This is a genomic window from Armatimonadota bacterium, assembly GCA_016125185.1.
Taxonomy (GTDB): Bacteria; Armatimonadota; Fimbriimonadia; order Fimbriimonadales; family Fimbriimonadaceae; genus Fimbriimonas.
In genome coordinates, this window is sequence record WGMG01000006.1 from 434,834 (window position 1) to 457,991 (window position 23,158).

A 23,158-nucleotide genomic window follows, 5' to 3' on the forward strand; every position below is an offset into this window, starting at 1 on the left:
GTCCCGGAGGCGTTTTTGCCTCCGGGAGGTTTTTCCTTAATAGGTCTTGGGGTCGAGGATTTCGAGTTTGTCCTTGAACTCCTCGGTACCGATCTTCATCGTGACCTCGTACGTTCCAGCCGGGGCGAAGACGCCGCGAAGGCGTGGCACCCAGTCGAACCGGTTAAGGCCCTTGGCGAAGATGAGATCGCTGTTTTCGGCGATCGTGTCGGTGACTCCGTCTGGACCTTTGAGGGAGATGGAGACCTTCGTGTCGCTCTTCGGGACCTCGGTCAGATAGTAGTAGAACCGCGCTTTGGGTTGGCTGTTCGGGCTCATGAAGTACGAGTTACCTTCCAGCGGGTTGCCGGAAATGTAGGGCATGCGGATTGCGGGCGAGGTTCCGAGGAAAGCGTCCTTCTTCGGAACTCCTCCACCCATACCTTCCAGGGCGGCGACATCGATCGTCCAAATCGAGCGGCCATGGGTCGCGATGACCAGATCCTTCATCAGCGGGTGAACCTTCAGGTCGTGGACTGCGACCGTGGGGAAAGCTCCTCGCATGCGACTCCACGATTTGCCGTTATCGACGCTGAATCGAAGCGACATCTCGGAGCCGAGGAACAGGAGGTTCGGGTTGTGTTCACCTTCGCGGATAACGTACAGGCAGTCCCAATCGGCCAGGCCGTTGGAGAGCGAGCGGAACGTTTTTCCGGCGTCGTCAGACACGTACAGGTACGGCTTGAAGTCGTCGTTTCGGTGTCCATCGGCGCAGACGTAGAGCCGATCTTTCTGCCAGTGCGACCAGGTCACGCGGCTGATCCACGTGTTGGCCGGGAGCCCGGGCAGGTTTGCGGTGACGTCGGTCCAGGTTTCCCCGCCATCATTCGTGATGTTGACCAGTCCGTCGTCGGAGCCACAAGCGATGCGTCCCTTGACCATCGGCGATTCGTCGATGGTGACGATGGTGCAGTGGTTTTCTGCGCCAGTGGCTTCGGGGTTGATGCTGACTCGCTTGGCGATTTCGATGGTGTCGATCTTCTTCGGGCTCATGGTGGTGAGGTCCGGCGAGATCGACTTCCAGGTATCGCCGCGGTTGGTCGACATCATCAGGTGGTTCGCACCGATGTAGATGGTCTTGTTGTCGTGAGGGCTGATGTGGATTGGCGTGTTCCAGTTGTAGCGAAGGGGCTTACCATCGAGGTTCCGTGGCTGGATGAAGCGCCGCTGCCCAGTCTTACGGTCGAGGCGTTGGGCCGCACCACCTTGGCTTTCGCTGTAGACGTACTGCGATTCCACGTGGTCGGCTTCGGCGTAGAATCCGTCGCCTCCGTTGAGGTTGGTAGCGTCCCACGGTCCGACGCTGCCGCGCGGGCTCTGGGTGGGCAGGGCCCATCCGCCGTTGTCCTGTAGGCCGCCGTACACCCAGTAAGGAATCTGGCCATCGAACGAGACAGCGTAGAATTGGCCAATCGGGAGCTTGTTGCAGTGCTCCCAGGTGTCGCCGTGGTCGCGGGACTGGTAGATGCCTCCGTCGTCACCGGTGATGATGTGGTTGGAGTCCTTGGGATCGACCCACAGGGCGTGCTGGTCGGCGTGGACGATGTTTGAGCCGACGGTGTTCCAGGTTTTACCGCTGTCTTCGGTCCGCCACAGGTTCATCCCGCAAAGGTAGAAGGAGTTGGAGCGGCTCGGATCCCAGAGGGGAGTGGAGAAGTAGAAGGGGCGTGGATCGATCTGCCAGACGAGGTCCCAGCTTTCGCCGCCGTCCTTGCTGATGAAGGTTCCACCGCCGTTCATCTGCACGCCTCGGACCTGTTGGAGTCGAGGATCGGGTTTAGGTTCAGGCTTTTTGGGCGCCGGCTTTTTGTCGTCCTTCTTTGCGGCCTGCGCGGGGGCGGCTTGGGCAGGAGCGGCTCCACCCTGCATGGCGAACTCGTTCTCATGATCGCCGTCTTGATCGCCGCCGTTGTCCTTGACTCGGCCTTCATCGTCGTTCTCATCGTTGCTGACTCGGATAGGAGCGCCGGGGACGCGGTATTCGACGGTGGCGATGATCATACGCGGATTGCGCGGGTTGATGGCAAGGCCGATTCGCCCAAGGTCGCCAGTCGGGAGGCCTTTCTTCAACTGCTTCCAGGTCTTACCGGCGTCGGTGCTCTTAAAGATTCCGGCGTCCATGCCGCCGTCCTTGAAGACGTAGGCTTCTCGGAGGCGATCCCACGCGCAGGCGTAGAGGATGTTCGGGTTGGACGGGTCCATGTCGAGGTCGATGATGCCAGCACGGTCGCCCTGGGTGAACACGAGATTCCAGGTTTTACCGCCGTCGATCGACTTATAGACGCCTCGCTCGGGGTTGCGACCCCAAAGCCGCCCGAGAGCGGCCACGTAGACAATGTTGGGGTTATGCGGATCGACCACGACTTTGGATATGTGTCGCGTGTCGGTAAGACCCATGTGCTTCCAGGTCTTTCCGCCGTCGGTCGACTTGTAGACTCCGTCGCCCCAGGCTACCGAGTTTCGGCTGGACTGTTCGCCGGTGCCGATGTAGATGACGTTGGGATCGGATTTGGAGAGGCCGATGGCGCCCATGCTGACGCTTCCACCGTAGTCGAAGACGCAGTCGAACGAGATTCCGCCGTTAACGGTCTTCCACAGTCCGCCGGAGGCCGACGCGACGTAGAAGATGTTGCTGTTTGACGATTGGACGGCGATATCCATGATTCGGCCGCCCATGTTGGTAGGACCAAGCTGTCGGGGTTGAAGGTGATCCAGGATATCGGCGAGGGGGCCTTCGCTGATGGTTGGATACTTCTTTTCCCCGGTATCGAATTGACCAAATGAGGATGCCGCAAGAAAGGCAAGAAGGAGAGCATATCGTTTCATGACGATTAATCGTGGGTTTACCCTGCCGGTAATTTCATCAGGGCTTAACAAACGAAGAAGGGCGTAGTTTTTTTTGCGCTACCCTAAAAATGAGGGTCCATTCTCTCGACAATTGAAGCTTAGGGGATTCTTCCTGTATGAACTTTGATGTGGCCAGCCTAACAGCCATTCCTTCGATTCTGGTCGGAGTGGCGATCTCAAGCGTTGCTTGGATGTTTTTAGATAAGTACTTCGCCAAGAAGAGCGATGGTGGAACGGGGTCGGGTACGAGCGATACGCTCGTTGAGACGCTTGAGGCGGAGCTTGTCTCCGCAAAGGAGAGCTTGGCGAAAGTCAACGAAGTCCACGCCTACGCTCGGCAGCTCGAGGAGAAGATCCAGCAGTTTGAGAGCATGGGCGAGAACGCGGATTCCGACTTGCGCGTTAAGGTCCTGGAGAAGCAACTTTCCGAAAAGGCCGACCTCGAGGCGAGACTGGCCGTGGCGTTGCAGCAGCTTGAAGACTACAAGGCCAAGGCTGAGATGTACGACACCGTACTTGGCAATACCGCAACTGCTCCGTTGACAGAGACGTTTGACTCGAAGGACGAGGTCGCCGCTGAAGAAGAGCCGGCTGCCGAAGAAGCTCCGGTCATCGAGGAAGCCCCGGCGGTGGAAGAGACTCCGGCTGCCGAAGAAGAAGAGATTTTGATCGAAGAAGAAGAGGCTCCGGCCGCCGAGGCTGAGCCCGAAGTGGCAGAAGAGCCCACGCCGGTGGTTGCAGAAGAGGAAGAAACTGAAGCCGAGCCTGAGCCGGTCGCGGCCGAAATAGAAGAGATTTTGGCGGAAGAAGAGCCAGCCGCCGAGGTTGAGGAAGAACCTGCCGCTGCCACGCTGGTCGAGCCGAATCCTACCATCGACGTCGAGTTGGAAGCGCCGGCGGCCCAAGCTGCACCAATCGAAGTTACGCCAGCGGCAAAGGAAATCGAAGAAGAACCCGCAGTCGCGGTTGCCTCCGCCGACAAACACCTTGAGATCACGCTGGTCCAGAACGAAGTCGCTAAGGGACCGGCTTCTCCGGTAGGCGCGGTTGCCCCGGCCGTCGAAGAGCGACCGGCACTGCGCATCGAAACGATGTCGGACCCTATTGGATTGAAAGGCGATCCGCTTGAGAAGATCGACGGGATCGGACAGATTTACCAATCGAAGCTGTATGAAGCGGGAATCCGCACCTTCGCTCAGCTTGCCGCCGCCTCACCGAGCCGCATCACTGACATCATCGAGCCTCAGAACTGGCAGCAGATCGATGTCATGAAGTGGCGACGCGAAGCCGCTCTGTATGCCGCAGGCGAGAAGGAGTAGTAGGATGTCCAAGACGAAGGTCATCAAAGGCGTCGTCGCCGGTCTTAGCCTTGTCGGCGCGCTTGGGCTCACCTATAAGTCCACGCCGGCTCCGGCTGCTAATGCCGCCAAGGGCCACAAGGGCGAGGAAATTCTGATTACTAGCCCAGAAAAGACAACTGACTACGGTCTGGGCACGTATCGAGTGGAAGGATTTGTGCCGAAGGGCGCCGAATTTTCGGTCTATCTCGACCGAAAGCAGATGGATTCCTTTAAGGCCAACACCGAAGACGGCAGCTACGTTTACGATTTCAAGATCGATAAGTCGGGCGACCACATGGTGGCGATCCAGTATCAGGGCGCGGACGGAAAGGGTGTCATGCGGAAGCTCGATTTTTCGGCTTCGGACATGAAGAACATCATCAGGGACACCGGCGGAGAAGCTGAGAAAGCGAAGCCTGAACCAAAGGTTTCGGAGCACGACCAGCAGAAGGAAGAGGAGACGCCGAAGAAGATCAACGACGACGCTCTCAACATGCTTCCTGAAGACAACGGCGGCGACGTGGTCTATCCTGAAGATCCGAGCGATCCGAACAGCGCCGAACACCGCAAGGAGAACGGCGTGAAGGACGACAAGAAGGCTCCGGCCAAGACTGACGTCAAGAAGCCAGCACCAGCCAAGAAGGCTGCACCGGCTAAGAAGCCGACAGTGGCTAAGAAACCGGCAGCCGCGGTCAAGAACGCACAGTTCGCGATCAGCAGCCATTCGAACTTCAACGTGATCAAGCATGGTCTGGTGAAGATCGGTGGTAAGGGGCGACCGGGAGACAAGATTGTGGTCCTGGTGGACAACAAACCAGCGATGAAGGGCACGATCAAGCCGAACGGGCGATGGAGCTTCCCAGTGAAGATCAGCACGCCGGGCTACCGAGTCGTGACGGCCCAGAACCTGAGTAACAAACAATCCAAGACGATTAAGCTCAAGGTCAACTAAGGCGACCCATAAGAAGGAACCCCTCGACTTTTCGAGGGGTTCTTTTTTGTTGCTCCGGTACACTTTTGGGTTATGGATTTTGCCCTGACGCAAGAGCACGAACTGATTCGGGAAATGGCCTATAAGTTTGGCCAAAACGAGGTTCTGCCGGGACTTGCCGAACGTGATCGCGAGCATCGAAGCGATGCCGAAATGCTAGAGAAAATGGCCGCGGGAGGCATCATGGGCATCTCTATTCCGGCTAAGTACGGCGGCAGCGATACCGACTATATTTCGCTCGGAATCGTGTGCGAAGAGCTTGAGCGTGCCGATTCGACCGCCCGCGTTGTGATGTCGGTTCACTCGGGCCTGCATTCATTGACCCTGTTGCAGTGGGGCACCGAGGAGCAGAAGCAGCGATGGCTTCCTGACTTGGCGAAAGGGAATCGCTGGGGCGGGTTTGGCTTGACTGAGCCGAATGCGGGATCCGATGCGGCGAACCTGCGGACGACGGCGACGAAGGACGGCGACTCCTACATTCTCAACGGCGAGAAGACGTGGATTTCGTTGGCCGACTATGCCCATCAGTTTTTGGTGATTACGCGTCTGACGCAAACCGATGCGAAAGCTCCGTATGCGGCGTTCATCGTCGACCGGTCGACTCCTGGATTTTCGTCGAAGGCGATCAAGGGCAAGCTCGGGGTTCGGGCGGGAAACACGGGGCAAATCTTTTTCGACAACATGCGCGTCCCAGCCGAGAACATGCTTGGCCAAGAAGGCGACGGCTTTAAGGTGGCGATGAGCGCCCTCGACCATGGCCGGTACACGGTGGCAGCGGGCGCGGTGGGCATCATTACCGCGTGCCTGGATGCCTGTACGAAGTATGCGAACGAGCGAGCCGTTGGTGGAGAAGTCATCGGCAAGAAGCAGTTGGTCCAGCAGATGATCGCTTCGATGGTGAAGGGGCGCGAGATCGGACGACTGCTGTACTACAAGGTCGGCTGGATGAAGAACACGGGCCAGCGGCATACGCGGGAGTGCTCGATGGCGAAGTGGACGAACTGCGAGGCGGCCTTTGATGCGGCGAACAAGGCGGTGGAGATCCACGGAGCTTACGGGTTCTGCGACGAGTTTCCGGTTGAGCGGTACTTCCGCAACTCGCGGGGAGCGATGATCTATGAAGGCACGCATGAAATCCACACGATCATGCAGGCGGAGTATGAATTGGGCTATCGGGCGGACAAACCGCTTGCGCACGTTTTGCCAACGTGGCCGGTGCAGTAGAGATGAAGTTGGCGGAAGCTCTCATCGAGCGGTCGGACGTCCAGAAGCGCCTGCTGCAACTTGGTGAGCGCCTGAAGGCGAGTGCGAAGGTACAAGAGGGCAACGAGCCGCCGGAGAATCCTGACGAGTTGTTGAACGAGCTCGACCACTTGGCCGCTCGGTTTGAGCACTTGGTTCTGACAGTGAATCTGACGAATGCGAAATCGGTGGTGGAAGGGAAGACTTTAACGGAGCATTTGGCGGTTCGCGAAGCGTTGGCGAAGAAGATTGCGGTTCTTCGGGCGCTGATCGCGGATGCCAGTCCGAACATGACGCGGATGACTCGGTCGGAGTTGAGAACGCTTTCGACGGTTGATATTGGTAATTTGAGGAGTCAGGTGGACGACTTATCCAAGCGGCACCGGGAGGTTGACACGCTCATCCAAGGTTCTAATTGGGTGATCGATCTGGTCGAATAGACAATTTGGTGTAGGCGAAAATTTGGGCGAGACGCAGGGTTGGTCAGTACCCGGAACTGATCCCTAAGGTAGCCAGCGGAGACTTGGCGGGGTTCGACTCCCCGTGCACCCATTATCTCAGCACAGGGCACCGTTTACGAGTCACCTTGACCGTGCACTACCAGCGTCTGACGAGTTTTGGCTGAGGGTGGGTTTCGGGGAATATTAGATTTCGCTTGTTTCCGGCTGGATTCAGCCGGAAACAATGGGCATTACTTGACTTTGGTAAACGTTACAGAGCCTTGGGGAGTTGTGAGTGTGAAGGAGTCGTCTTTGAGTTCGATATCGCTCGTCTTTGGTTCGTTCAGGGACTTGGAAATCTGATCTTTGAACCCAGCAAGACCGGCTTTGGCAATTGCGGGCAGCTTTGAGTCGTCGATCGTCACGTTTCGACCAGTCATCGTCAACTTCTTGCCGTCAAATGTATAGTCACCGGAAGCAACGATATGAAGAGTAATGGTGCCTTGACTCAAATCGAGTTGGCTTTCGTAGGTTTTGGCTTTGAACTCGGTGACGGCCGACATACCGGGCGGCACGGCAGCGCCGCTCATAGTCCACTTTCCAACGAGGCTCGGCCCGCCGCACCCGGCAAGACAGACGAGGGCTAACGGCAAAGCACGATAGATTCGCATGCTTCGTTATACACCAGAAGGATGGCGTCGGTTGCGGAAACTACTTAACCCTTGTGAACGTGCCCGACGATGATTTTGATAACATGGCGTCAGAGGACGTAGTCGACAAGGTGAGTTTGTCGCCTTCGATTTTGGCGGGGATATCGACGGGCTTTCCTTTCTGCTGATCGAACATTGAGGCGAGCTTTTGAAGCTGATCCGGCAATTTAATGGTGTCGGGAGTCCAGTGGATATTCTTCCCGTCGTACGTGTAGGGCCCGGACATTTCCATATGGAAGCTTTGCCCCATCATGTTGCTGTCCGTGCTCATGGCTAACTGGTTGGAAGTGAAGTCTAAGTTAACAGTTGCTCCATTCTGGGATTCGGTCCACTTACCGACTAGAGTTGGTCCGCCGCAACCAGCAAGGCAAACGACGGCTAATGTTAAGACCGCATAATTTCGCATGCTTCGTTATACACGCTTTTGCAGTACTTAGGTTGCACTATTTCACTCGAAAGCTGGCCCAGTAGCCGGCTTCATGATCATTTACATGCGCCCACCCGGTGACATAGACGGTGTTGCCGACGCGAGCGAGGCCATCGATGCTTTCAAACCGCCAGCCCTTGGTGCTTGCGCCGGAGGTTTTGAGGATCATCTCTAGATAGTTGCCGGTGCCATCGGCCTTCCACACGACGGCTTCGGGCCCAGCATAGCCGCCGATGAACGACCCATCACGAGCGACCGTCTTGGCGACGGCATTGGCTTGGCCGAGAAGGTCGAGCTTGACGAATTTGCCATTTTTCCAGAAAGCGGCAGGGGAGTTTTCGTCGCTGATGGCGCCACCCACGATGACTGATCCGTCCTTGTTGACGCCGTATGCGCTGGAGTCGGTGTAAATGTCGGGCAGGGGAAGCTCTTGGGAGACTTGATTGCGGAATTCGTAAGCGCGGACGGTCGTGTGGTCGGCGCGGATGCCAGCCACCACTTTGCCGTCGCCGGAGATGCAGGTCGGGGTGAACGAATCGAAATTGATGACGCCGGACTTGGTCCACAGGTAGCCGCGAACGTCGGGGTTACCCTGAACCTGGCAGGCGACCGCAGTGCCTTTTTCGTTGACGGCGCGGGCAAAAGAAGATGCGTTGCCAATCATCTGCAGACCCTTGTGGCGGGTCCAAACGTAAGCTCCACCAGCTTGGCCGACGATCACTTGTCCGTCTGCAGATACAGCCTGCGCGTACTGGGCTAAAACCTTGGGGTTTGACGACGGTCGGAAGCGGGCAACTTCTCCGCCACGCCAGGTGAACGGCTGGCCAGGGGCGAACTGCCCGACGACGGTTTTTCCATCGGCGGAAATTGCAAGGGGATGGGGAGCGGGGAGTCCGCTGATTTTTGGTAGTTGGACGAGATGGGCGTTAGAAAATCCGGTTGAGAGGGCGCAGATGTGGGCTAAAACCAATTCGAAACTCCTTATCAATACTGTCTGCAAGTTTTGTGCCTGCCTACGGGCACGGGTCCGGGATACACTCTTCCTTGAGTGGATCGCAACGCTTTCGTCGCCGCCTGTACGGGGCTTGGTATAAGCCTATCACATTCTCAGATCGAGAGATTTGTCGCGTTTGAGGATGCGCTGTATCAGGCAAACGAGGTGATGAACCTCACGCGGGTGCCGCGCGAGGAGTGCGTTACGCGGCATTTTCTAGACTCGCTCCTGCTCGGAACCGTCATTACCCAACTCAACCCAGAGGCAAGGGTTTTGGACATCGGCTGCGGTCCGGGGTTTCCTTCTTGGTGCCTTGCGTGCGCTTACCCTTCGATGGATGTTACGGCGTTGGATTCAAACGGAAAGATGCTGGGATTTCTTCGTTCGCAACCCCTGCCGAACCTGACGGTGATCCAGCAACGCGTCGAGGAATGGGATGTGGAGGAAGAGTATGAGATTGTGACGGGTCGGGCGGTGGCTCCGCTGACCATTCAACTGGAGATCTCGGCAAAGCCGACCGAATTCGGCGGGCACGTGATCCTTATGCGAACGCCGCAGGACGATTTTGCCAGTAGTGCGGCGGGCAAGCTGGGGCTCAAGCTGGTCGATAGCCAAGAGATTTTGCTTCCGGGAACCGATATTCTCCGAGTTTTTCCCATCTATCGCAAAGATAAGGAAACGCCCAAGACATACCCGAGGCCTTGGGCGATGATCAAAAAGAGGCCGCTTTGACGCTTGACCCGGTGGCGGCGCGGCTGGTCCAGGCTTGGGGATTTGAGCCGACCGAAGAACTTCCGGGTGGGCATTGTTCTCACGTTTACGCGACCTCGGAAAAGGTTCTGAAGGTGCCCTACCAGGGCGAGGAGATGACCTCGGGCTACTGGGCGATGGTCGGGTTGCATGGGGAGTTTGCGCCGAGGATTTTTGAGTCCGACCCGGCGACAGGCTCGATGCTGATGGAACGCGCCATTCCGGGTACGAAACTGCATGAATCTGGTATCGATCCGTCGGAGCAGACGGAGATCTGGCGTCATGTGGCATTGAGCTTTCGTGGTTTGAGGTCGGAGAAGCTGATGACGATGGCGGAGTATACGGGCGCGAAAGACCCGCTGGTGGTTCACTTGCTGGAAACCACCGAAAGGGAAGTGTCCTTGCACGGCGACCTGCATCACGAGAACATCCTTCGGCATGGCGATAGGTGGATGGTGATCGACGCGAAGGGGCTGGTGGGCGATCCCGCCATTGAGGCGGCGGCGTTTGTGTGCAATCCGATTGCTGATTTAGCAGAGCGGACAGCCGAACAGTTTTTGGAGCGTGTGTATGAGACGGCAAAGGCGCTCGACGTCGATCCTTTCCGGGTTTGGGGTTGGAGCCTGGCGCGGATGTGCGAAGACACGCCGGAGCGGGGCGAGCCGTGGTGGTTTGCGCTACAAGGCCTGAATCAATGCGCTTCTGCCTTCGATGCCGAACAGTGGGTTCGTCCGCTGGCGTAATATGGGAATGTTGCGATGCTAGATTCGAGCAACCGTATTTTTGGAGTTGAGACCGAGTTTGGATGCTTGGTCATGGACGAGGACCTGGGGCGGCCAGAAGATGTGGTCGAAGAGATCAAGGACCACCTGTTCTTCGATCGGAAGATCGGGGCGATCGACTACCACGCCAGGGACGACGTCTTTGAGCCGGCGCAGAGCGGCGGCTTTTTGTGCAACGGGGCTCGGCTTTATGTCGATGCGGTTGGTTCGCACCTGGAGTATGCCACGGCCGAATGCCGGTCACTGAAGGACTTGGTGGCCAATGACCGGGCGGGTCAGCGGCTGATTGTGCAGGCACTGAAGGACCTGAAGATTCAGGACGCGGTGGCAATTTACAACAATTCGATCGACCACTTTGGCGGGCACACGTTTGGGTGCCACGAGAACTATCTGGTGCAGGCTTCGGACGAGCTGATGAATGGGAACGTCCATTTCTTGGTTCCGTTCTTGGTGACGCGGCAGATTTTTGCGGGCGTCGGTCGCGTTGGCGGACACATTTTGTATGCGGGCGAAGCGCCGAGCAGTCAGCAGATGCACGAGAATCCGGTCGATTACATCTGGGTTTCGCACGTGTACGGCGTGATGGCGGACCCAACGGTGAAGTTCCAGCTTAGCCAGCGGGCCGACCACATTTTGAAGACGGTGGCGTCGCGGGTGCGATTCAACCGGGCGTTGATCAACCCGAAGTGGGAGACAATGTACTCGCAGAATGGCATGACGCGCCTGCACCTGCTGTTTGGCGAGGCTAACCAGAACGAGTATGCCTACGCGCTGAAGGTGGGAACGACGATGCTGTCCATCCGGGTTTGTGAGGCTGGGCTGATCGACTCGACGTACTTACTGGCGAACCCGCTAGCGGCGATCCGCGATATTTCGCGGGATGAGACGTACCGGTGGGAGGTTGAGATGATCGACGGAACGCGGACGAATGCGATCGAGATTCAGCGTCGGTACCTGGAGGCGGCGGAGTGCTTGGCAGGCGAGAGCGAGCAGACGGACTGGATTTTGACCGAGTGGAAGGCGACCCTGGACCAGTTGGAGAAGGACCCGCTGGTGATGGATGACCGGTTGGATTGGGTGGCGAAGAAGAAGATTTGCGAGCAGTACATCGCCGAGGAGCAAACTGATTGGAGCGATGAGGCTCTGCACTCGGTGGACTTGGAGTACCACAACATCGATCCGGCGCAGTCGCTGTTCTACGGGTTGACGCCGAGGCGGATGGTGAAGGACGTTGAGCTGATGGTTGCGCAGACTGATCCGCCGGCGGACACGCGGGCGAAGGGTCGCGGCAAGCTGGTGGAGATGATCACGAAGCGGAAGGGCTCGCCGATTTATGCGTTCGACTGGAATTTTGCTCAGATCGATCGTCAGAAGTTCGTTGATCTGAGCGACCCGTTTGATACGTACGAGAATCCGTACGATCAGTGGGGAAATTTGGTGTTTGATTCTTAGGCTGTTTTTGGCGTCCTGGTTTCGCCTCATCCGGTTCGCTTCGTGCCTCGCTCACCGGCTTCTCCATCCGGAGAAGCATCTTTGCTGGCATCATTCCTGGCGGACCCTATCCGGAAAAGCATCTTTTGTTAGTCGATTCTTGAGCGTTTCTAGTTAGCGCGACCATTCTGTTTGAGTTCGCTGGTTCGTATTCGCCTCATCCGGTTCGCTTCGTTCCTCGCTTACCGGCTTCTCCACCGGAATAGTGCCTTTGTGGCACCATTCCTGGCGGACCCTATTCGGAGAAGCATCTTGGCTTTGTCCTGTCTTGAGTTCCTTGAAATCCACGCTAACTTTGTTTTGAGCTTAGAGACTTTTTCTACTTATCCGGTTCACTTCGTTCTTTGCTCACCGGCTTCTCTATGCGGAGAAGTATCTTGTTGGGTTGTTGCCCTTAAGTTGGTAAGGAACTCCTGTATGGCTTCAGCGACGAAGCTAGGATTCGCGAGAACAGACTTGGCAGAGACTCGAAAAACGGTCACTCCTTTGGCTGCAAGTGCGAGGTCCCTTTCGTCGTCTGACTTCCTCTTGAGCTCATGAACTTCTCCATCAATTTCAATTGCGACGCGAGGAGCTGCGCAGTAAAAGTCTAAGATGAACTGATCGAATTGATATTGTCGGCGGATATGGAAGCCGATTTGATCCTGCTTTAGTTTGTTCCAAAGAAGCACCTCGGGCAAAGTCATGTTGTTTCGGAGGTGACGGGCAAGATTCCGTTTGTCCGAGGGCATGTAGTGATCTTACTTGGCTCGGTCGGCTATGACGCTTTGATGAGCTGAAGACAAGCCAACGAAATCCAAAGGGTTCTTGAACGAAGTTTTTGGAAGTATAAGGACGCGACGACCAGAAGCTTCCTCTTATCGGCATGCCGATAAAAACCTACAAATCAATGGATGCCAACGGCCAAGATGCTTCTCCGAATGGAGAAGCCGGTGAGCAAGGTACGAAGTGAACCGGATGAGGGGAATCTTTGCGATCGCAAAGACTCCATTGACGCCTATCCATGCCACCCAGTTTTCCGTCATTCAATGGGTTCGTAAGAAAGTATTGCGAAAGCGGCTAAGCCGCTCGCAGAAGATCGCCGTTGGCGTCCCGAAGCTGGCAGTGTTCGAGGGCGCGGAGGCATTCGGGGTCGAAGGCGGTTCCTTCGTCGCGCATCATGAGCGACACCGCTTCTTCCTTGGTCATCGGGTCTCGGTAGGGACGCTTGGCGGTGAGGGCGTCGAAGACGTCGGAGACGGTAAGAATTCGCATGTCGAGATCGAGTTGATCGGCCGTTCGTCCCTGCCAGTAGCCCTTGCCGTCGAGCCGCTCGTGGTGGGCCGAGGCAATCTCGGTGACCCGCTCCAGGCCGCGAATCTGGGAAAGGATCATGGTTGAGAAGTAGGGATGTTTTTTGACCTGGGCGAATTCGTCTTCGGTCAGGCGTCCGGGCTTTTCGAGGATGGAATTTGACACGCCCAGCTTGCCGATGTCGTGCAGAAGGGCGGCGTGCTCCAGCGACTTGAGTCGATCCCGCTCGAATTGGAAATAGTTTGCGATGTCCATTGCATAGGCGGTCACGCGGGTCGAGTGCTCGCCAGTGAAGGTCGATTTTGCGTCGACGATTTGGGCAAAGCACCGACAGACGGTGTCCAACGATGTGTCGCGGGCAAGGTTTTCCGCATCGATCGGAAAGGGAACCGTTTGTCCGTTCATGTGGGCGAAGTGATCGACCCAAAATGCTTCATCTTGAAGTGCCTCGAGGGCGCACCGCGATATTTCGGGCGAGAACCATCGGCCCCGCCTTTCGGTCACCATGACCATGGTGGCTTCGACGCCAAAGGTGGACAGGAAGACCTCCATGGTCTGCGAGATGCAGAGGATTTGGGCCAAGAGTGGAATTCGGTCGCGCTTCATGCCGGTCGGTGAGCCTTTGCCGTCCCAGTGTTCGTCAAGCGCTTGGATGGCGGCGGCGACCTCCAATTCGAATCCGAGTTCAAGTGCGATGGCGGCGCCACGGGTGCAACGTGCCTCGGTCACCTCGTTCATGATCTTGGTTGGCGGTCCGATGATGGAAGCGAACTTCTTGAGTTTTTCGGCCACCGAATCGCCCCATTCGATGTGGGACAGTGCGTACTTGATGGACTCGACCGAATTGCTCCAATCGACCAGCTTGACGGCCTGCTTCTTCAGCAGTTCGTCGCCGCCGAAGATTTTGTGGATGCGAACCGAGTTGTTGGAACAGCCGGAATCTTTGATGAGGCTGGCGAAGAAGACGTTGGTGATGGTCCGCTCGGGGAGGCCAAGGATGGTGGCGATCCGGCAGGCGATGCGCGACGTTCGGAAGGCGTGGCCCGCAGGCTGTCCTTCGACCATGTCGAGAGCCTTGCTGAGGGCGGCCAAGATTTCACCAGTCGACGCGAGCATTAGTTCAAATTGTCGGACGACCGGCTGACAAAGCATTCAAGTAAAATAGCCTTTCGAATGAAGTTCCCCTATTCGATGCTTCTTGACTACGTTGAGACCGGATTAACGGCTCACCAGATCGGCGATCTTTTGACGATGGCCGGTTTTGAGTTGGAAGGCATCGAAGAGTTTGGCGATGAGTGGGTGCTGGACATCAAGGTGATGTCGAACCGTGGCGACGGGCTGTCGGTTTTTGGCCTAGCCCGCGAGGTTTTGGCCAAGGATCAGCAGTCGAGCCCGACGAAGCTGTACCAGCGGGCGGCGGCGCGATTTCAGGACATCGGTGTTCCCGCAACGATCTTCATTGAGGACGAAACGGCGAGAATCGAATCCGAATCGTGCCGAAGGTTTGCCGTACGCGGATTCAGTGGCGTGAATGCTAAGGACCAGTCGCCGGCTTGGATGCAGAAGCGGCTCGACGCGTCGGGCATGCGACCGATCAGCCTGCTGGTCGATTTGACGAATTACATCATGCTGGAGCTTGGGCAACCGCTTCACGCGTTTGACCGCGACAAGCTGTCTGAGGGGCGGATCGTGGTTCGGCATGCCGGGCCGGGCGAGAAGCTGACGACGCTAAACGGCCTTGAGCATGAGCTGGACGGGCAGATGATGATCTGCGATGCGGCGAAGCCGGTCGGCGTTCCGGGCGTGATGGGCGGTCTGGAGACCGAGGTCACGGACGAGACGACGAACCTTTTATTGGAGTCGGCTAACTTTGTGAACACGGTGGTACGCAAGACGCGCAAGCAACTCGGCTTGGCGACGGAGGCGAGCTATCGGTTCGAGCGGAGCGTAGACCCGGACGGCGTCGTGGCGGCGACTTTGCGCTTTACCGAGCTTTTGCTCGACTCTCAGCCGGGCATTCAGGTTTCGAACATTGTCGATCTGTATCCGGGGCAGCAGACGTTTGCGCCGGTTCGATTGCGCATCGAGAAGGCGTGCATCCTGCTGGGCATGGATGTGACGCTCGAGCAGGCGACGACTTATCTGCGTCGGCTGGGCATGGACGTTAGCCAATCGGGTGGCGATCTCATGGTCGTTCCGCCGAGTTGGCGACCCGACATCGTTCGCGAGGAGGACTTGGTCGAGGAGTTGGGCCGAGTGCATGGGTACGAACTGATTCCGGAGGCTTATCCGGCGGGGAGTACGCCGTTGGGTGGTTCCCATGGCTACCAGTTGCTCAAGGACCGATTCCGAGAATCTTTGGTTCGCGCGGGTTTGACTCAGATCATCTCGCACTCGTTGAGGGACTTCCATCCGCTCGACCGAACCTGGGAGCGTGTGGCACCCAGAAATCCTGCTTCACCTGAGCATTGCGTGTTGCGCAACTCTCTCTTGCCTTGCCTTGCCGACGCGGCAAGGCGCAATGGGGGCAAAGACCTTCACCTGTTCGAAATGGGCAAGGTCTTTTGGCAAGACAACGGCACCTATGATGAGGGGTTTCACTTCGGCATGTTGTCACAGGGCGGGTTGATGCCCGAGAATCGCAAGGGCGACAAAGTCCCGCAGGCTGACTTCTATTCTTTGAAGGCGGTTCTTGAGCATGCGTTCGAATATCTTGGGATTTCGAGAGACATTCAGTTCCTTCCGCTCATTGGCGATGACGCGCGTTTCCATCCGACCCGCTCGGCAATGATTCTTGTCGGCAGTGAAAACTGCGGAACACTGGGTCAAATTCATCCTGAAGCCGCAAAGGCATCGGGATTGGAGCCTGATACCGTTCTGTGCGAGTTCGATTGGGATTTGGCTTCTGATAAGGCCCAACCGACTCTCTCGATCAGCAACATCAGCCGCCATCCGGCGGTTCGGCGAGATATCGCTGTGCTGGTCGACAAAGCTATGCCTTACGAAAAGATCGAGTTTGCCATCAAGAGTGGCGGCGGAGATGTCCTGGAGAAGCAGTGGCTCTTCGATGTCTTCGAGGGCGCGAATATCCCCGACGGCAAGCATTCGCTGGGTATCGGTTTGCAGTTCCGCAAGCACGGAAACTTTACAGACGAGGAAGCGAACCAGGTGCGCGATCGGATCGTGGCGGAGCTTGAATCGCTCGGGGCGACACTGCGGTAACCAGCTCGGGCCAGTAGGCTTCGAATAGCGTGATCACGAACAGCACCATTAGGGTGGCGGGGAAGTAGTGGTAGTGGCCGAACTGCTTGAGGAAGACCATCGGCAGGTAGGCGAAGTACGACGCCAATAGGGCCACAAGCGGCTTGAGGAAGCGTTTGCGGATGGCGAGCCACGCGGTGATGTTGCTGATGAAGCCGATGATGGGACCCCAGAACGAACTCGTGAGCAGGATCAGCGGTCCAGACGCCAACGAGTAGATGGCGGCCATGATGGCGAAGATGCCGGGGCAGAGGTAGTTGGACGTGTCGATCCATAGGCCGGGGCCATTGCGGAACTGCTGTTTTTGGTAGCCGCTCGGCTGAACCGGGATGATTTGGACTCGGTAGACGCAATAGGCGACGACGAGGCCCCAAAACAGGATTTGGAAGGCGAACCGGGTTTGGCGACCGTTGAGGCGGAACCAGATGCCCAGCATGAAGATCACGGTCGGGATCATGACGGCCTGTTCGTAGGTCATTAGCGCCAGCGCGCAGGATACGCAGGAGAGGATGAACCAACCCCAGACGTTTCTCGGCTCGCCGTCTTGGGTGCTGGTGCGGGTGGCGGGGGGATCGAGAGGCGTTGGCTGGGGTGGCGTTCGATAGGGTGCGCCGAGGCGCTCGAACCGGGCGTACGAGGCGAGCGAGACGAGCGCAAAGATGGTCATGGTGGTCGCGGTGCGACCGGGGAGCCAGAGGAGGGTGTGGCTGGATAGGTTCAATTGCCAACTGGCGAGTCGCGACCAGACGAAAAATCCGGCTAATCCGACGGCCAACCCTTGCCAGCTAAACTTCTTGTTCGACCTCATCCGGCCGAGGATGACCAGGAAAAGGATGACGGGAATCCAAGAGACGACCGTGAGCCACCAGTCGCCGAAGAACCAGTTGCCGAGCGACCATGACGCGAACAGCCAGGTTCCGGCTACAGCGACGGGAATGGATCGCTTAAGTTCGATGAGTAGCCAATACAGGAGCACGGTGCAGATCGCGCAAATGATGGCGTTCGTGAGTCCGAAGGCGTCGCCATTGCCGGGGTGCAGGCGGTTATCGATCTCGAAGACGAGAGTGGATATCGGGCGGTAGAAATGATTTTCCAGCGGCCAGTCGTGGGTAAACCAGCGCCAAGGGTTGTTGACCTCCGTGATCTTCTTGAGCAGGACGGCGGTATCGGAGTCGGTCAGGAGGGCGTTGCCCACCGCGCGAAAAACAAAAATCGGCACACACGCGAGCATCGCGAGGAATAAGCCGATGGCCTTGTTTTTCACCTCATCATTATGACCCGGGGAACCATTTGGGGTCTTGTTACATAATAGAGGGTATGAAGATCGTCAAGTGGCTTCTCCCCCTCGTGCTCGTTTACGGAGCCTTCGCGTACGGCCAAAGCGACTCCGTCGAGAACCTGGCCGGCAAAAAAATGCCGTCGTTCAGCATGACCACGTTTGCGGGCAAGAAGATCACCAACGCATCTCTCAAGGGCAAGCCCTACATCCTCGACTTCTGGGCAACCTGGTGCGGCCCGTGCAAGGCGGCATCGCCCACCATGCAGGCTCTCCACAAGAAATACGCCGGTAAGGGCCTCGTGGTCATCGGCGCGAATACGGGCGAAAGCTCGGGCTCGATGGCACTGGCAAAGAAGTACCCGTCTGAGCACGGCTACACCTACACGTTCACTTCGAAGAACGACGAGCTCGGCGCTAAGCTGGGCATCGGCGGCATTCCTTGCTTCATCTTCGTCGATAAGGCGGGCAAGGTGAAAGCAGTCAAGATCGGTTTTAATGGCGAAGCGAGCCCGAAGGAATTCGAAAAGCTCGTTCAGTCGATGATCTAACGAACGACGATCGGCGTTTTTGGCGCATAAAGAGCGACCCAATTGTCGCTCTTGCCCAATACTTTTGCCCCCGATATCGTGTGGCGTCCGAAAGGTAGCCACACTTTCTTGCCCACTAGATACGACGGGACTTTGATCGAGAGTCCGTCGATGCCGTCGCAGGCGTTGACGATCGAGGCGGGGACATCTTTAGGGTCGTACGACCGCATCAGCTTCATCGATTGGGCAACGATGTTTGCGGGCAGAATTTCCTGCATCCAAAGCATCAGGCCGATGTACCGATTCATGTGCTCCTCGCTTTTGCCAGCCAGCCACGAGCTGCCAGGGAAGTTCATTGCGCCTTTGGCAACCATTGGGTAGCACACGCGGGCGACATAGTCGCGCAAGACCTTGGGGTCGCAACCGTAAAGCAGGTCGGAGTTGATCGATGTCTGCTTGGCTAGCCAAGACATGAAGAAGTTTTCTCCGAAGTAGCCGTTCGTCCAGTACTCGGGCTTGTCGTATCCGCCTACGGCGGGCAGCGACGCGTGGCCGTACTCATGGCAGACTTCGCGAACCTTTTCGAGCGGCTCCTTGAAGCTCGGCATGTCGTAGATGTAGATGGTGTTGACCTTGGACGAGATGCCTTTTGCCTGCGGGTCTTCGTCGAAAAGCTGTTCACCGCCGGGATCGCCAGAGAAGCAGAGGTAAACATCCACACAACTCTTGTTGTAGTCCGGCTTGTGGTCGATTTTGAGTTCGGTGAAGTTGTATTTCCAGAGATTCAGCAAGAGCCGCGCGGTGGTTGGCGCAAGTTCGTCGTGGACCTTTCGGTCTTGGGAAAACACGCGAAATCGAAGCTGGTATTCATCGGTGGAGGTCCAGGCGTGACCATAACCTTCGGTCAGCCATTCGAACGCGAACGGTTTGTTCTCCGGCGGAAACTTCAGCGGAGAGAGTTTGGCGACTTCGAGCGGTTCCGACCGTTGCCGGACTTCGATCAAATCTTCGCGGAAGGGTTGGAGATAAAGGAGCGCCGCTAGGAACGTCATCGACCTTTTGATTTTACGCTAAACTCGCGGCGTCCCGAAAATCCAGTCCATGACGGCCCTGGGCGGGGCCCATCGGTGCCACAATGAAAGTAGCCCATGCTCAACGAAAAGGTCGACTTTCAGTTTCTTCAGCAATTCGTGGTCGTGTGCTGCATCCTCTTCCTCATCGTGTTGTGGGGGAGCTTTTACTTCTTCACTCGGTTCAAAAAGAAGGACGACGCGTACCGCCACCGCTTTGTGGACATGCACGCGACCGACCCCGAAACCGAGCAGCAGCCCTAAGACCGCTTAAAGAATCGCTTGCCGACGACCATCGCCGGTTCTCGCTTGCCGCGTACATCGACTTCGCACGGTGTGTTCAGCTTGATGTCCGAACGGAGGAAGGCGAAGGCGATGCCCTTATCGAGTAGGGGCGATACCACGCCGCTGGATACTTCGCCGACTTCTTCGTCGCCGACGAACACCTTCATGCCCGGCGCAATGAGGCGCTTGACTTCGAGTTGGATGCCTTGGAGCTTGGTCGGTGTGCCATCGGTGCGAGCGGCACTGATGATGTCGGAACCGATGAACGACTTGGTTTTGCTGACGACCCAACCCAGTCCGGCGGCGATGGGTGACAGTTCGTCGGTGAGTTCGTGGCCGTAGAGCGGGAGTCCGGCTTCGACGCGAAGGGTATCGCGCGAACCCAGGCCGCAGGCGGCGACGCCCGCTTGTAGCAGGGCGTTCCAGAGATTTTCGGCGTCCTTGGCAGGGCAGATCAGTTCGAAACCGTCCTCGCCGGTGTATCCAGAGCAAGGTGCGAAGCAGTCGATACCGGCGATTTTGCAGTCGACGAGGCCGAACAGGCCGACGGAAGAGATGGCTTCGGGCTTATCGGAGAGGGAAGCGACGATGGAGCGGGCCTTGGGACCCTGCACCGCGATCATGGCGGTGTCGTCCGTCTCGTCAGCGATGTCCACGCCGAACTTGTTGTGGGACTTGATCCAGTCGACGTCCTTTTCGTGGTTGCTGGCGTTGACGACCATGTAGAACTCGTCGGCGGAGAGTCGGTAGACGATAATGTCGTCCACGCATCCGCCTTTGTCGTTCGGCAGCAAGGAGTATTGACCCTGCCCGTCGACTAGCTTCGCGACGTCGTTCGAGGTGATCCATTCGAGGAACTCCAGAACGCTCTCGCCTCGGAAGCGGAGCCGAGCCATGTGCGAAACATCGAACATCCCAGCGCCTTCGCGAACGGCCTTCGATTCGACGAGGATGCTGGTGTACTGGACCGGCATTTCGTACCCGGCGAAGGGGACCATTCGGGCGTTGAGGGCGAGGTGGGCATCGAACAGCGGCGTTCGCAGCAAGGTGTCGGACATTAGTTGAAAGGGTACCTTGGGGCGCGGATTGTCTTGTCCAAAATCGGGTCGGCGTGATAAGGTTCGGGTGGGCCGAAATGATTCCAGAGCGCAAGCGAGATTCGATTCATTACCCTCGGTACGAGAAGACCCAGTTGGTGCCGATCAGCTTTTGGCAGTGGTGCGTTCTGCTGGTGGTTGCCAATCTCGACGTCTTGCTTTTGATCATGGCGCCCACGTTGATGTTGCCGTTTAGGACGTACTACAGTATTGCCGAGGGCAGCGCTGTGATTGCCATTTTGGGAATACTTGTCCTTCCGTTCTTATTTGGCGCAGGTTCGGTGGCTCGCGGAGCGCTTGCCCGTGTTCGCACCTTTCCAGGCGTTGGTGGTACTTTATCTGCCCTCATTTTGCCGACGGTTGTGGCGGTGGCGGCATCTTATCAACTTGGCTGGTCAACGCTCGTCTTTCACCGTTTAATTCGAAGCATAGGCTACTTAACAGATGGCGTTTGGCCGACTTGGCTCGCTGGATTGCTCTACTTTGGACAGCCCATTCTTTCGGCCGTCTCCTCGGCAATGCTCGGCTTAGTTATGCTGACGAACCCGACCAGGAAACCACAATGGCTACTGTTTGGCACTTACGGTATTGTCCATGCGGTCCTCTTCCTCATCGGCAGCCGGCTGAGCCACATGGTGTACCCAACAAGAAGTACAGCATTACTGTTATCTCCGAGTTTCCCTTTTTGGATCATTGGGTCGATTCTCGACGTCATCGTCTATCTTTTGTGTACGTACCTTCTGGTCCGTGCCTTTCGTCCATCGTTGTTTCCAGCGGCGTTCGGGATGTTCTGTGTCTCGCTAGCTTTGTCCTTCACGGAGCATCCTTCGGGTTGGTATTCGATCTCTGCTCGTCTTATTGCTTTGCTATTGGTTTTCTTTGTGTGGGTGAGCCAGGAGCGGTTTGGCGGAATGGAAGAAGCCGAGGCCACCTAACAGCGGTCTTGCCGATGTTATGTCTGGTGTGATAAGGTTCCAGTAGGTCGCCATGATCCCAGACCGAACCGAAGATTCGCCACGCTATCCACGATACGAGAAGACTCCCTTTGTGCCTTTGACCTTTGGGCAGTGGGGCTTTCTTTTTGTGGTCGCCTGCATGCCGTCTCTTCTGGGAATCATGACACCGAGCTTGCCACGGTCTTGGTGGCATATGGTGATTTCGCGGACGACTCCCGAGTTGTTCGCGTCTGTCGGCGTGTTGATCCTGCCTTTTCTGTTTGGCCGGGGTTCGATGGCACGCGAGGCCCTTTCGCGGGTCAAAATTTCTTGCGGATGGGCCGGTATTGGTTCCGGGCTAATTCTTTTCGGAGTAAGCGTCGGTGCGGTTATTGCCGAACAGCGTGGGATGGGCGGCATTTTTAGTCCTTTCATCCAGCGACTGACCGATCTTAATGGTGGCACCACCTCTAACTTTTGGAAGGCTTTTCGCTATTTTGGAATCCCCTTTATTCAGATTGCGGCTTGGACCTTTTTGACTTTGCTGATGCTTTCGCACCCCAAGTGGAAGGCGGGCCTAGCCCTCTTTGTTGGCTACTATATAGTGAGTTTTGTTCTCAAGATGGTTGCGTACCAGCTGCAAATCATGATTACCACTAGCCGATACGGAGACAAAGGCGTGCCATGGAACCTTGAAGGGTGGCTTTTTGGCACGGTCTTCGAATTAGTCGCGATCATTGCCTGCAGCTGCGCTTTGACCCGAGCGTTCCGTCCATCGCTGATGCCGGTTGCGGTGGTGTCGGTTTCGATGGCACTCTTCGGCCTGATTATCCAAGTACCTGCAGGTTTCTACCAGATCATCGGGGCAATTGTTGGGACCCTCCTCGTCTTTTTCGTTTGGGCAAATCAGGAGCGGTTTGGCGGGAACGAAGACGAGACAGGCGGACTGGAGATGAAGGTCGAGGCGTAGCGAAATCGAAAGGGTTCTTGCAAAGCCTGGATTTGTTGTGGTATCTTGACTATTCGCGCCGATCATTCGATTTGGCGGAGGTAGTCATGGCTAAAGTTTGTCAAGTGAGTGGAAAGAAAGGAAATACGACGGCGAAGTACATTCGCAACCGCCACTCGCAGGGTTGGAAGTACAAGGCTCCTCACAAGAACCGAACCCAGAACGCCAATCTGCAGGTGGTTCGACTGAAGGTCGGCGGCAACAATGTCAAGCTCGTGGTTTCGACCGACGTGCTGAAGAGTCCGCTGTTCGCTCAGGTCGCCTGTGGCCTCAAGCCGGTGCCCAAGACCTGGCTGAAGAAAGCGTCCTACGGTCTCTAAGAGAAGTCTTTCGACAAAAAACGAAGGCG

General features: G+C 56.9%; 22 protein-coding genes. 13 read left to right on the forward strand and 9 right to left on the reverse strand.

From position 1 onward, the window contains the following. Positions 1 to 36 precede the first annotated feature (36 nt). Positions 37 to 2,865, reverse strand: coding sequence for a hypothetical protein (locus GC165_09850; GenBank protein ID MBI1333170.1), 2,829 nt, complete (start codon positions 2,863 to 2,865; stop codon positions 37 to 39). Between the two features lie 137 nt (positions 2,866 to 3,002). Between GC165_09850 and GC165_09855 the strand changes: the two genes are divergently transcribed. The 4 genes from GC165_09855 to GC165_09870 all read left to right on the forward strand — a co-directional run bounded on the left by GC165_09855 (position 3,003) and on the right by GC165_09870 (position 6,899). Then, positions 3,003 to 4,205: a hypothetical protein gene (locus GC165_09855; protein ID MBI1333171.1), complete on the forward strand. Its 1,203-nt coding sequence runs from the start codon at positions 3,003 to 3,005 to the stop codon at positions 4,203 to 4,205. 4 nt (positions 4,206 to 4,209) lie between these two features. Then, positions 4,210 to 5,178 carry a hypothetical protein gene (locus GC165_09860; GenBank protein ID MBI1333172.1) on the forward strand — a complete coding sequence of 323 codons (969 nt, stop codon included), beginning with the start codon at positions 4,210 to 4,212 and terminating at the stop codon, positions 5,176 to 5,178. A gap of 72 nt (positions 5,179 to 5,250) precedes the next feature. Beyond that, complete coding sequence (locus GC165_09865; protein ID MBI1333173.1) at positions 5,251 to 6,441, forward strand: butyryl-CoA dehydrogenase; 1,191 nt, start codon at positions 5,251 to 5,253, stop codon at positions 6,439 to 6,441. Positions 6,442 to 6,443: 2 nt separating this feature from the next. After that, positions 6,444 to 6,899 (forward strand): hypothetical protein, encoded by a 456-nt coding sequence (locus GC165_09870; protein ID MBI1333174.1) that lies wholly within the window; start codon positions 6,444 to 6,446, stop codon positions 6,897 to 6,899. 251 nt (positions 6,900 to 7,150) lie between these two features. Here GC165_09870 and GC165_09875 read toward each other — a convergent pair whose 3' ends face one another. From GC165_09875 to GC165_09885, 3 genes are all read right to left on the reverse strand, one after another. Next, positions 7,151 to 7,570, reverse strand: coding sequence for a hypothetical protein (locus GC165_09875; GenBank protein MBI1333175.1), 420 nt, complete (start codon positions 7,568 to 7,570; stop codon positions 7,151 to 7,153). A gap of 40 nt (positions 7,571 to 7,610) precedes the next feature. Then, positions 7,611 to 7,880, reverse strand: a complete 270-nt coding sequence (locus GC165_09880; GenBank protein MBI1333176.1) for a hypothetical protein — start codon at positions 7,878 to 7,880, stop codon at positions 7,611 to 7,613. 172 nt (positions 7,881 to 8,052) lie between these two features. Further along, a complete protein-coding gene (locus GC165_09885; GenBank protein MBI1333177.1) occupies positions 8,053 to 9,006 on the reverse strand; it encodes a hypothetical protein in 954 nt (317 codons plus the stop codon). Positions 9,007 to 9,084: 78 nt separating this feature from the next. Between GC165_09885 and GC165_09890 the strand changes: the two genes are divergently transcribed. Genes GC165_09890 through GC165_09900 form a run of 3 tightly spaced genes read left to right on the forward strand, consistent with a single transcriptional unit; the run spans position 9,085 to position 12,014 of the window. After that, positions 9,085 to 9,762, forward strand: a complete 678-nt coding sequence (locus tag GC165_09890; GenBank protein ID MBI1333178.1) for a methyltransferase domain-containing protein — start codon at positions 9,085 to 9,087, stop codon at positions 9,760 to 9,762. Then, the gene (locus tag GC165_09895) at positions 9,732 to 10,523 is read left to right on the forward strand and encodes a hypothetical protein (protein ID MBI1333179.1); all 792 of its coding nucleotides are present in this window, start codon (positions 9,732 to 9,734) and stop codon (positions 10,521 to 10,523) included. Before GC165_09890 ends, GC165_09895 begins: the two co-directional genes overlap by 31 nt. Before the next feature lie 15 nt (positions 10,524 to 10,538). After that, positions 10,539 to 12,014: a hypothetical protein gene (locus GC165_09900; GenBank protein ID MBI1333180.1), complete on the forward strand. Its 1,476-nt coding sequence runs from the start codon at positions 10,539 to 10,541 to the stop codon at positions 12,012 to 12,014. A gap of 371 nt (positions 12,015 to 12,385) precedes the next feature. On the opposite strand, the gene GC165_09905 is transcribed toward GC165_09900, so the two are convergent. Continuing rightward, positions 12,386 to 12,784, reverse strand: coding sequence for a DUF559 domain-containing protein (locus GC165_09905; protein ID MBI1333181.1), 399 nt, complete (start codon positions 12,782 to 12,784; stop codon positions 12,386 to 12,388). A gap of 328 nt (positions 12,785 to 13,112) precedes the next feature. Next, positions 13,113 to 14,498 (reverse strand): HD domain-containing protein, encoded by a 1,386-nt coding sequence (locus GC165_09910; protein MBI1333182.1) that lies wholly within the window; start codon positions 14,496 to 14,498, stop codon positions 13,113 to 13,115. A gap of 21 nt (positions 14,499 to 14,519) precedes the next feature. On the opposite strand from GC165_09910, the gene pheT reads away from it, so the two are divergent. Then, positions 14,520 to 16,568, forward strand: a complete 2,049-nt coding sequence (gene pheT, locus GC165_09915; GenBank protein MBI1333183.1) for a phenylalanine--tRNA ligase subunit beta — start codon at positions 14,520 to 14,522, stop codon at positions 16,566 to 16,568. Here the strand turns inward: pheT and GC165_09920 are convergent. After that, on the reverse strand, positions 16,492 to 17,871 hold the full coding sequence (locus GC165_09920; GenBank protein ID MBI1333184.1) for a hypothetical protein: 1,380 nt from the start codon (positions 17,869 to 17,871) through the stop codon (positions 16,492 to 16,494). The two genes, pheT and GC165_09920, sit on opposite strands and share 77 nt — an antisense overlap. 53 nt (positions 17,872 to 17,924) lie before the next feature. Between GC165_09920 and GC165_09925 the strand changes: the two genes are divergently transcribed. Continuing rightward, positions 17,925 to 18,434 (forward strand): redoxin family protein, encoded by a 510-nt coding sequence (locus tag GC165_09925; protein ID MBI1333185.1) that lies wholly within the window; start codon positions 17,925 to 17,927, stop codon positions 18,432 to 18,434. Here the strand turns inward: GC165_09925 and GC165_09930 are convergent. Then, on the reverse strand, positions 18,431 to 19,465 hold the full coding sequence (locus GC165_09930) for a hypothetical protein (protein MBI1333186.1): 1,035 nt from the start codon (positions 19,463 to 19,465) through the stop codon (positions 18,431 to 18,433). The genes GC165_09925 and GC165_09930 overlap by 4 nt on opposite strands. Positions 19,466 to 19,561: 96 nt before the next feature. On the opposite strand from GC165_09930, the gene GC165_09935 reads away from it, so the two are divergent. Continuing rightward, positions 19,562 to 19,747 (forward strand): hypothetical protein, encoded by a 186-nt coding sequence (locus tag GC165_09935; GenBank protein ID MBI1333187.1) that lies wholly within the window; start codon positions 19,562 to 19,564, stop codon positions 19,745 to 19,747. Here GC165_09935 and gcvT read toward each other — a convergent pair. Further along, positions 19,744 to 20,814, reverse strand: coding sequence for a glycine cleavage system aminomethyltransferase GcvT (gcvT, locus tag GC165_09940; protein MBI1333188.1), 1,071 nt, complete (start codon positions 20,812 to 20,814; stop codon positions 19,744 to 19,746). The genes GC165_09935 and gcvT overlap by 4 nt on opposite strands. Before the next feature lie 89 nt (positions 20,815 to 20,903). On the opposite strand from gcvT, the gene GC165_09945 reads away from it, so the two are divergent. The 3 genes from GC165_09945 to GC165_09955 all read left to right on the forward strand — a co-directional run bounded on the left by GC165_09945 (position 20,904) and on the right by GC165_09955 (position 23,129). Further along, positions 20,904 to 21,800: a hypothetical protein gene (locus GC165_09945; GenBank protein ID MBI1333189.1), complete on the forward strand. Its 897-nt coding sequence runs from the start codon at positions 20,904 to 20,906 to the stop codon at positions 21,798 to 21,800. Positions 21,801 to 21,852: 52 nt separating this feature from the next. Continuing rightward, entirely contained in the window at positions 21,853 to 22,770 is a 918-nt protein-coding gene (locus tag GC165_09950) for a hypothetical protein (protein ID MBI1333190.1), read from the forward strand. An 86-nt stretch (positions 22,771 to 22,856) separates the two neighbouring features. Beyond that, a complete protein-coding gene (locus tag GC165_09955) occupies positions 22,857 to 23,129 on the forward strand; it encodes a hypothetical protein (GenBank protein ID MBI1333191.1) in 273 nt (90 codons plus the stop codon). Positions 23,130 to 23,158 lie beyond the last annotated feature (29 nt).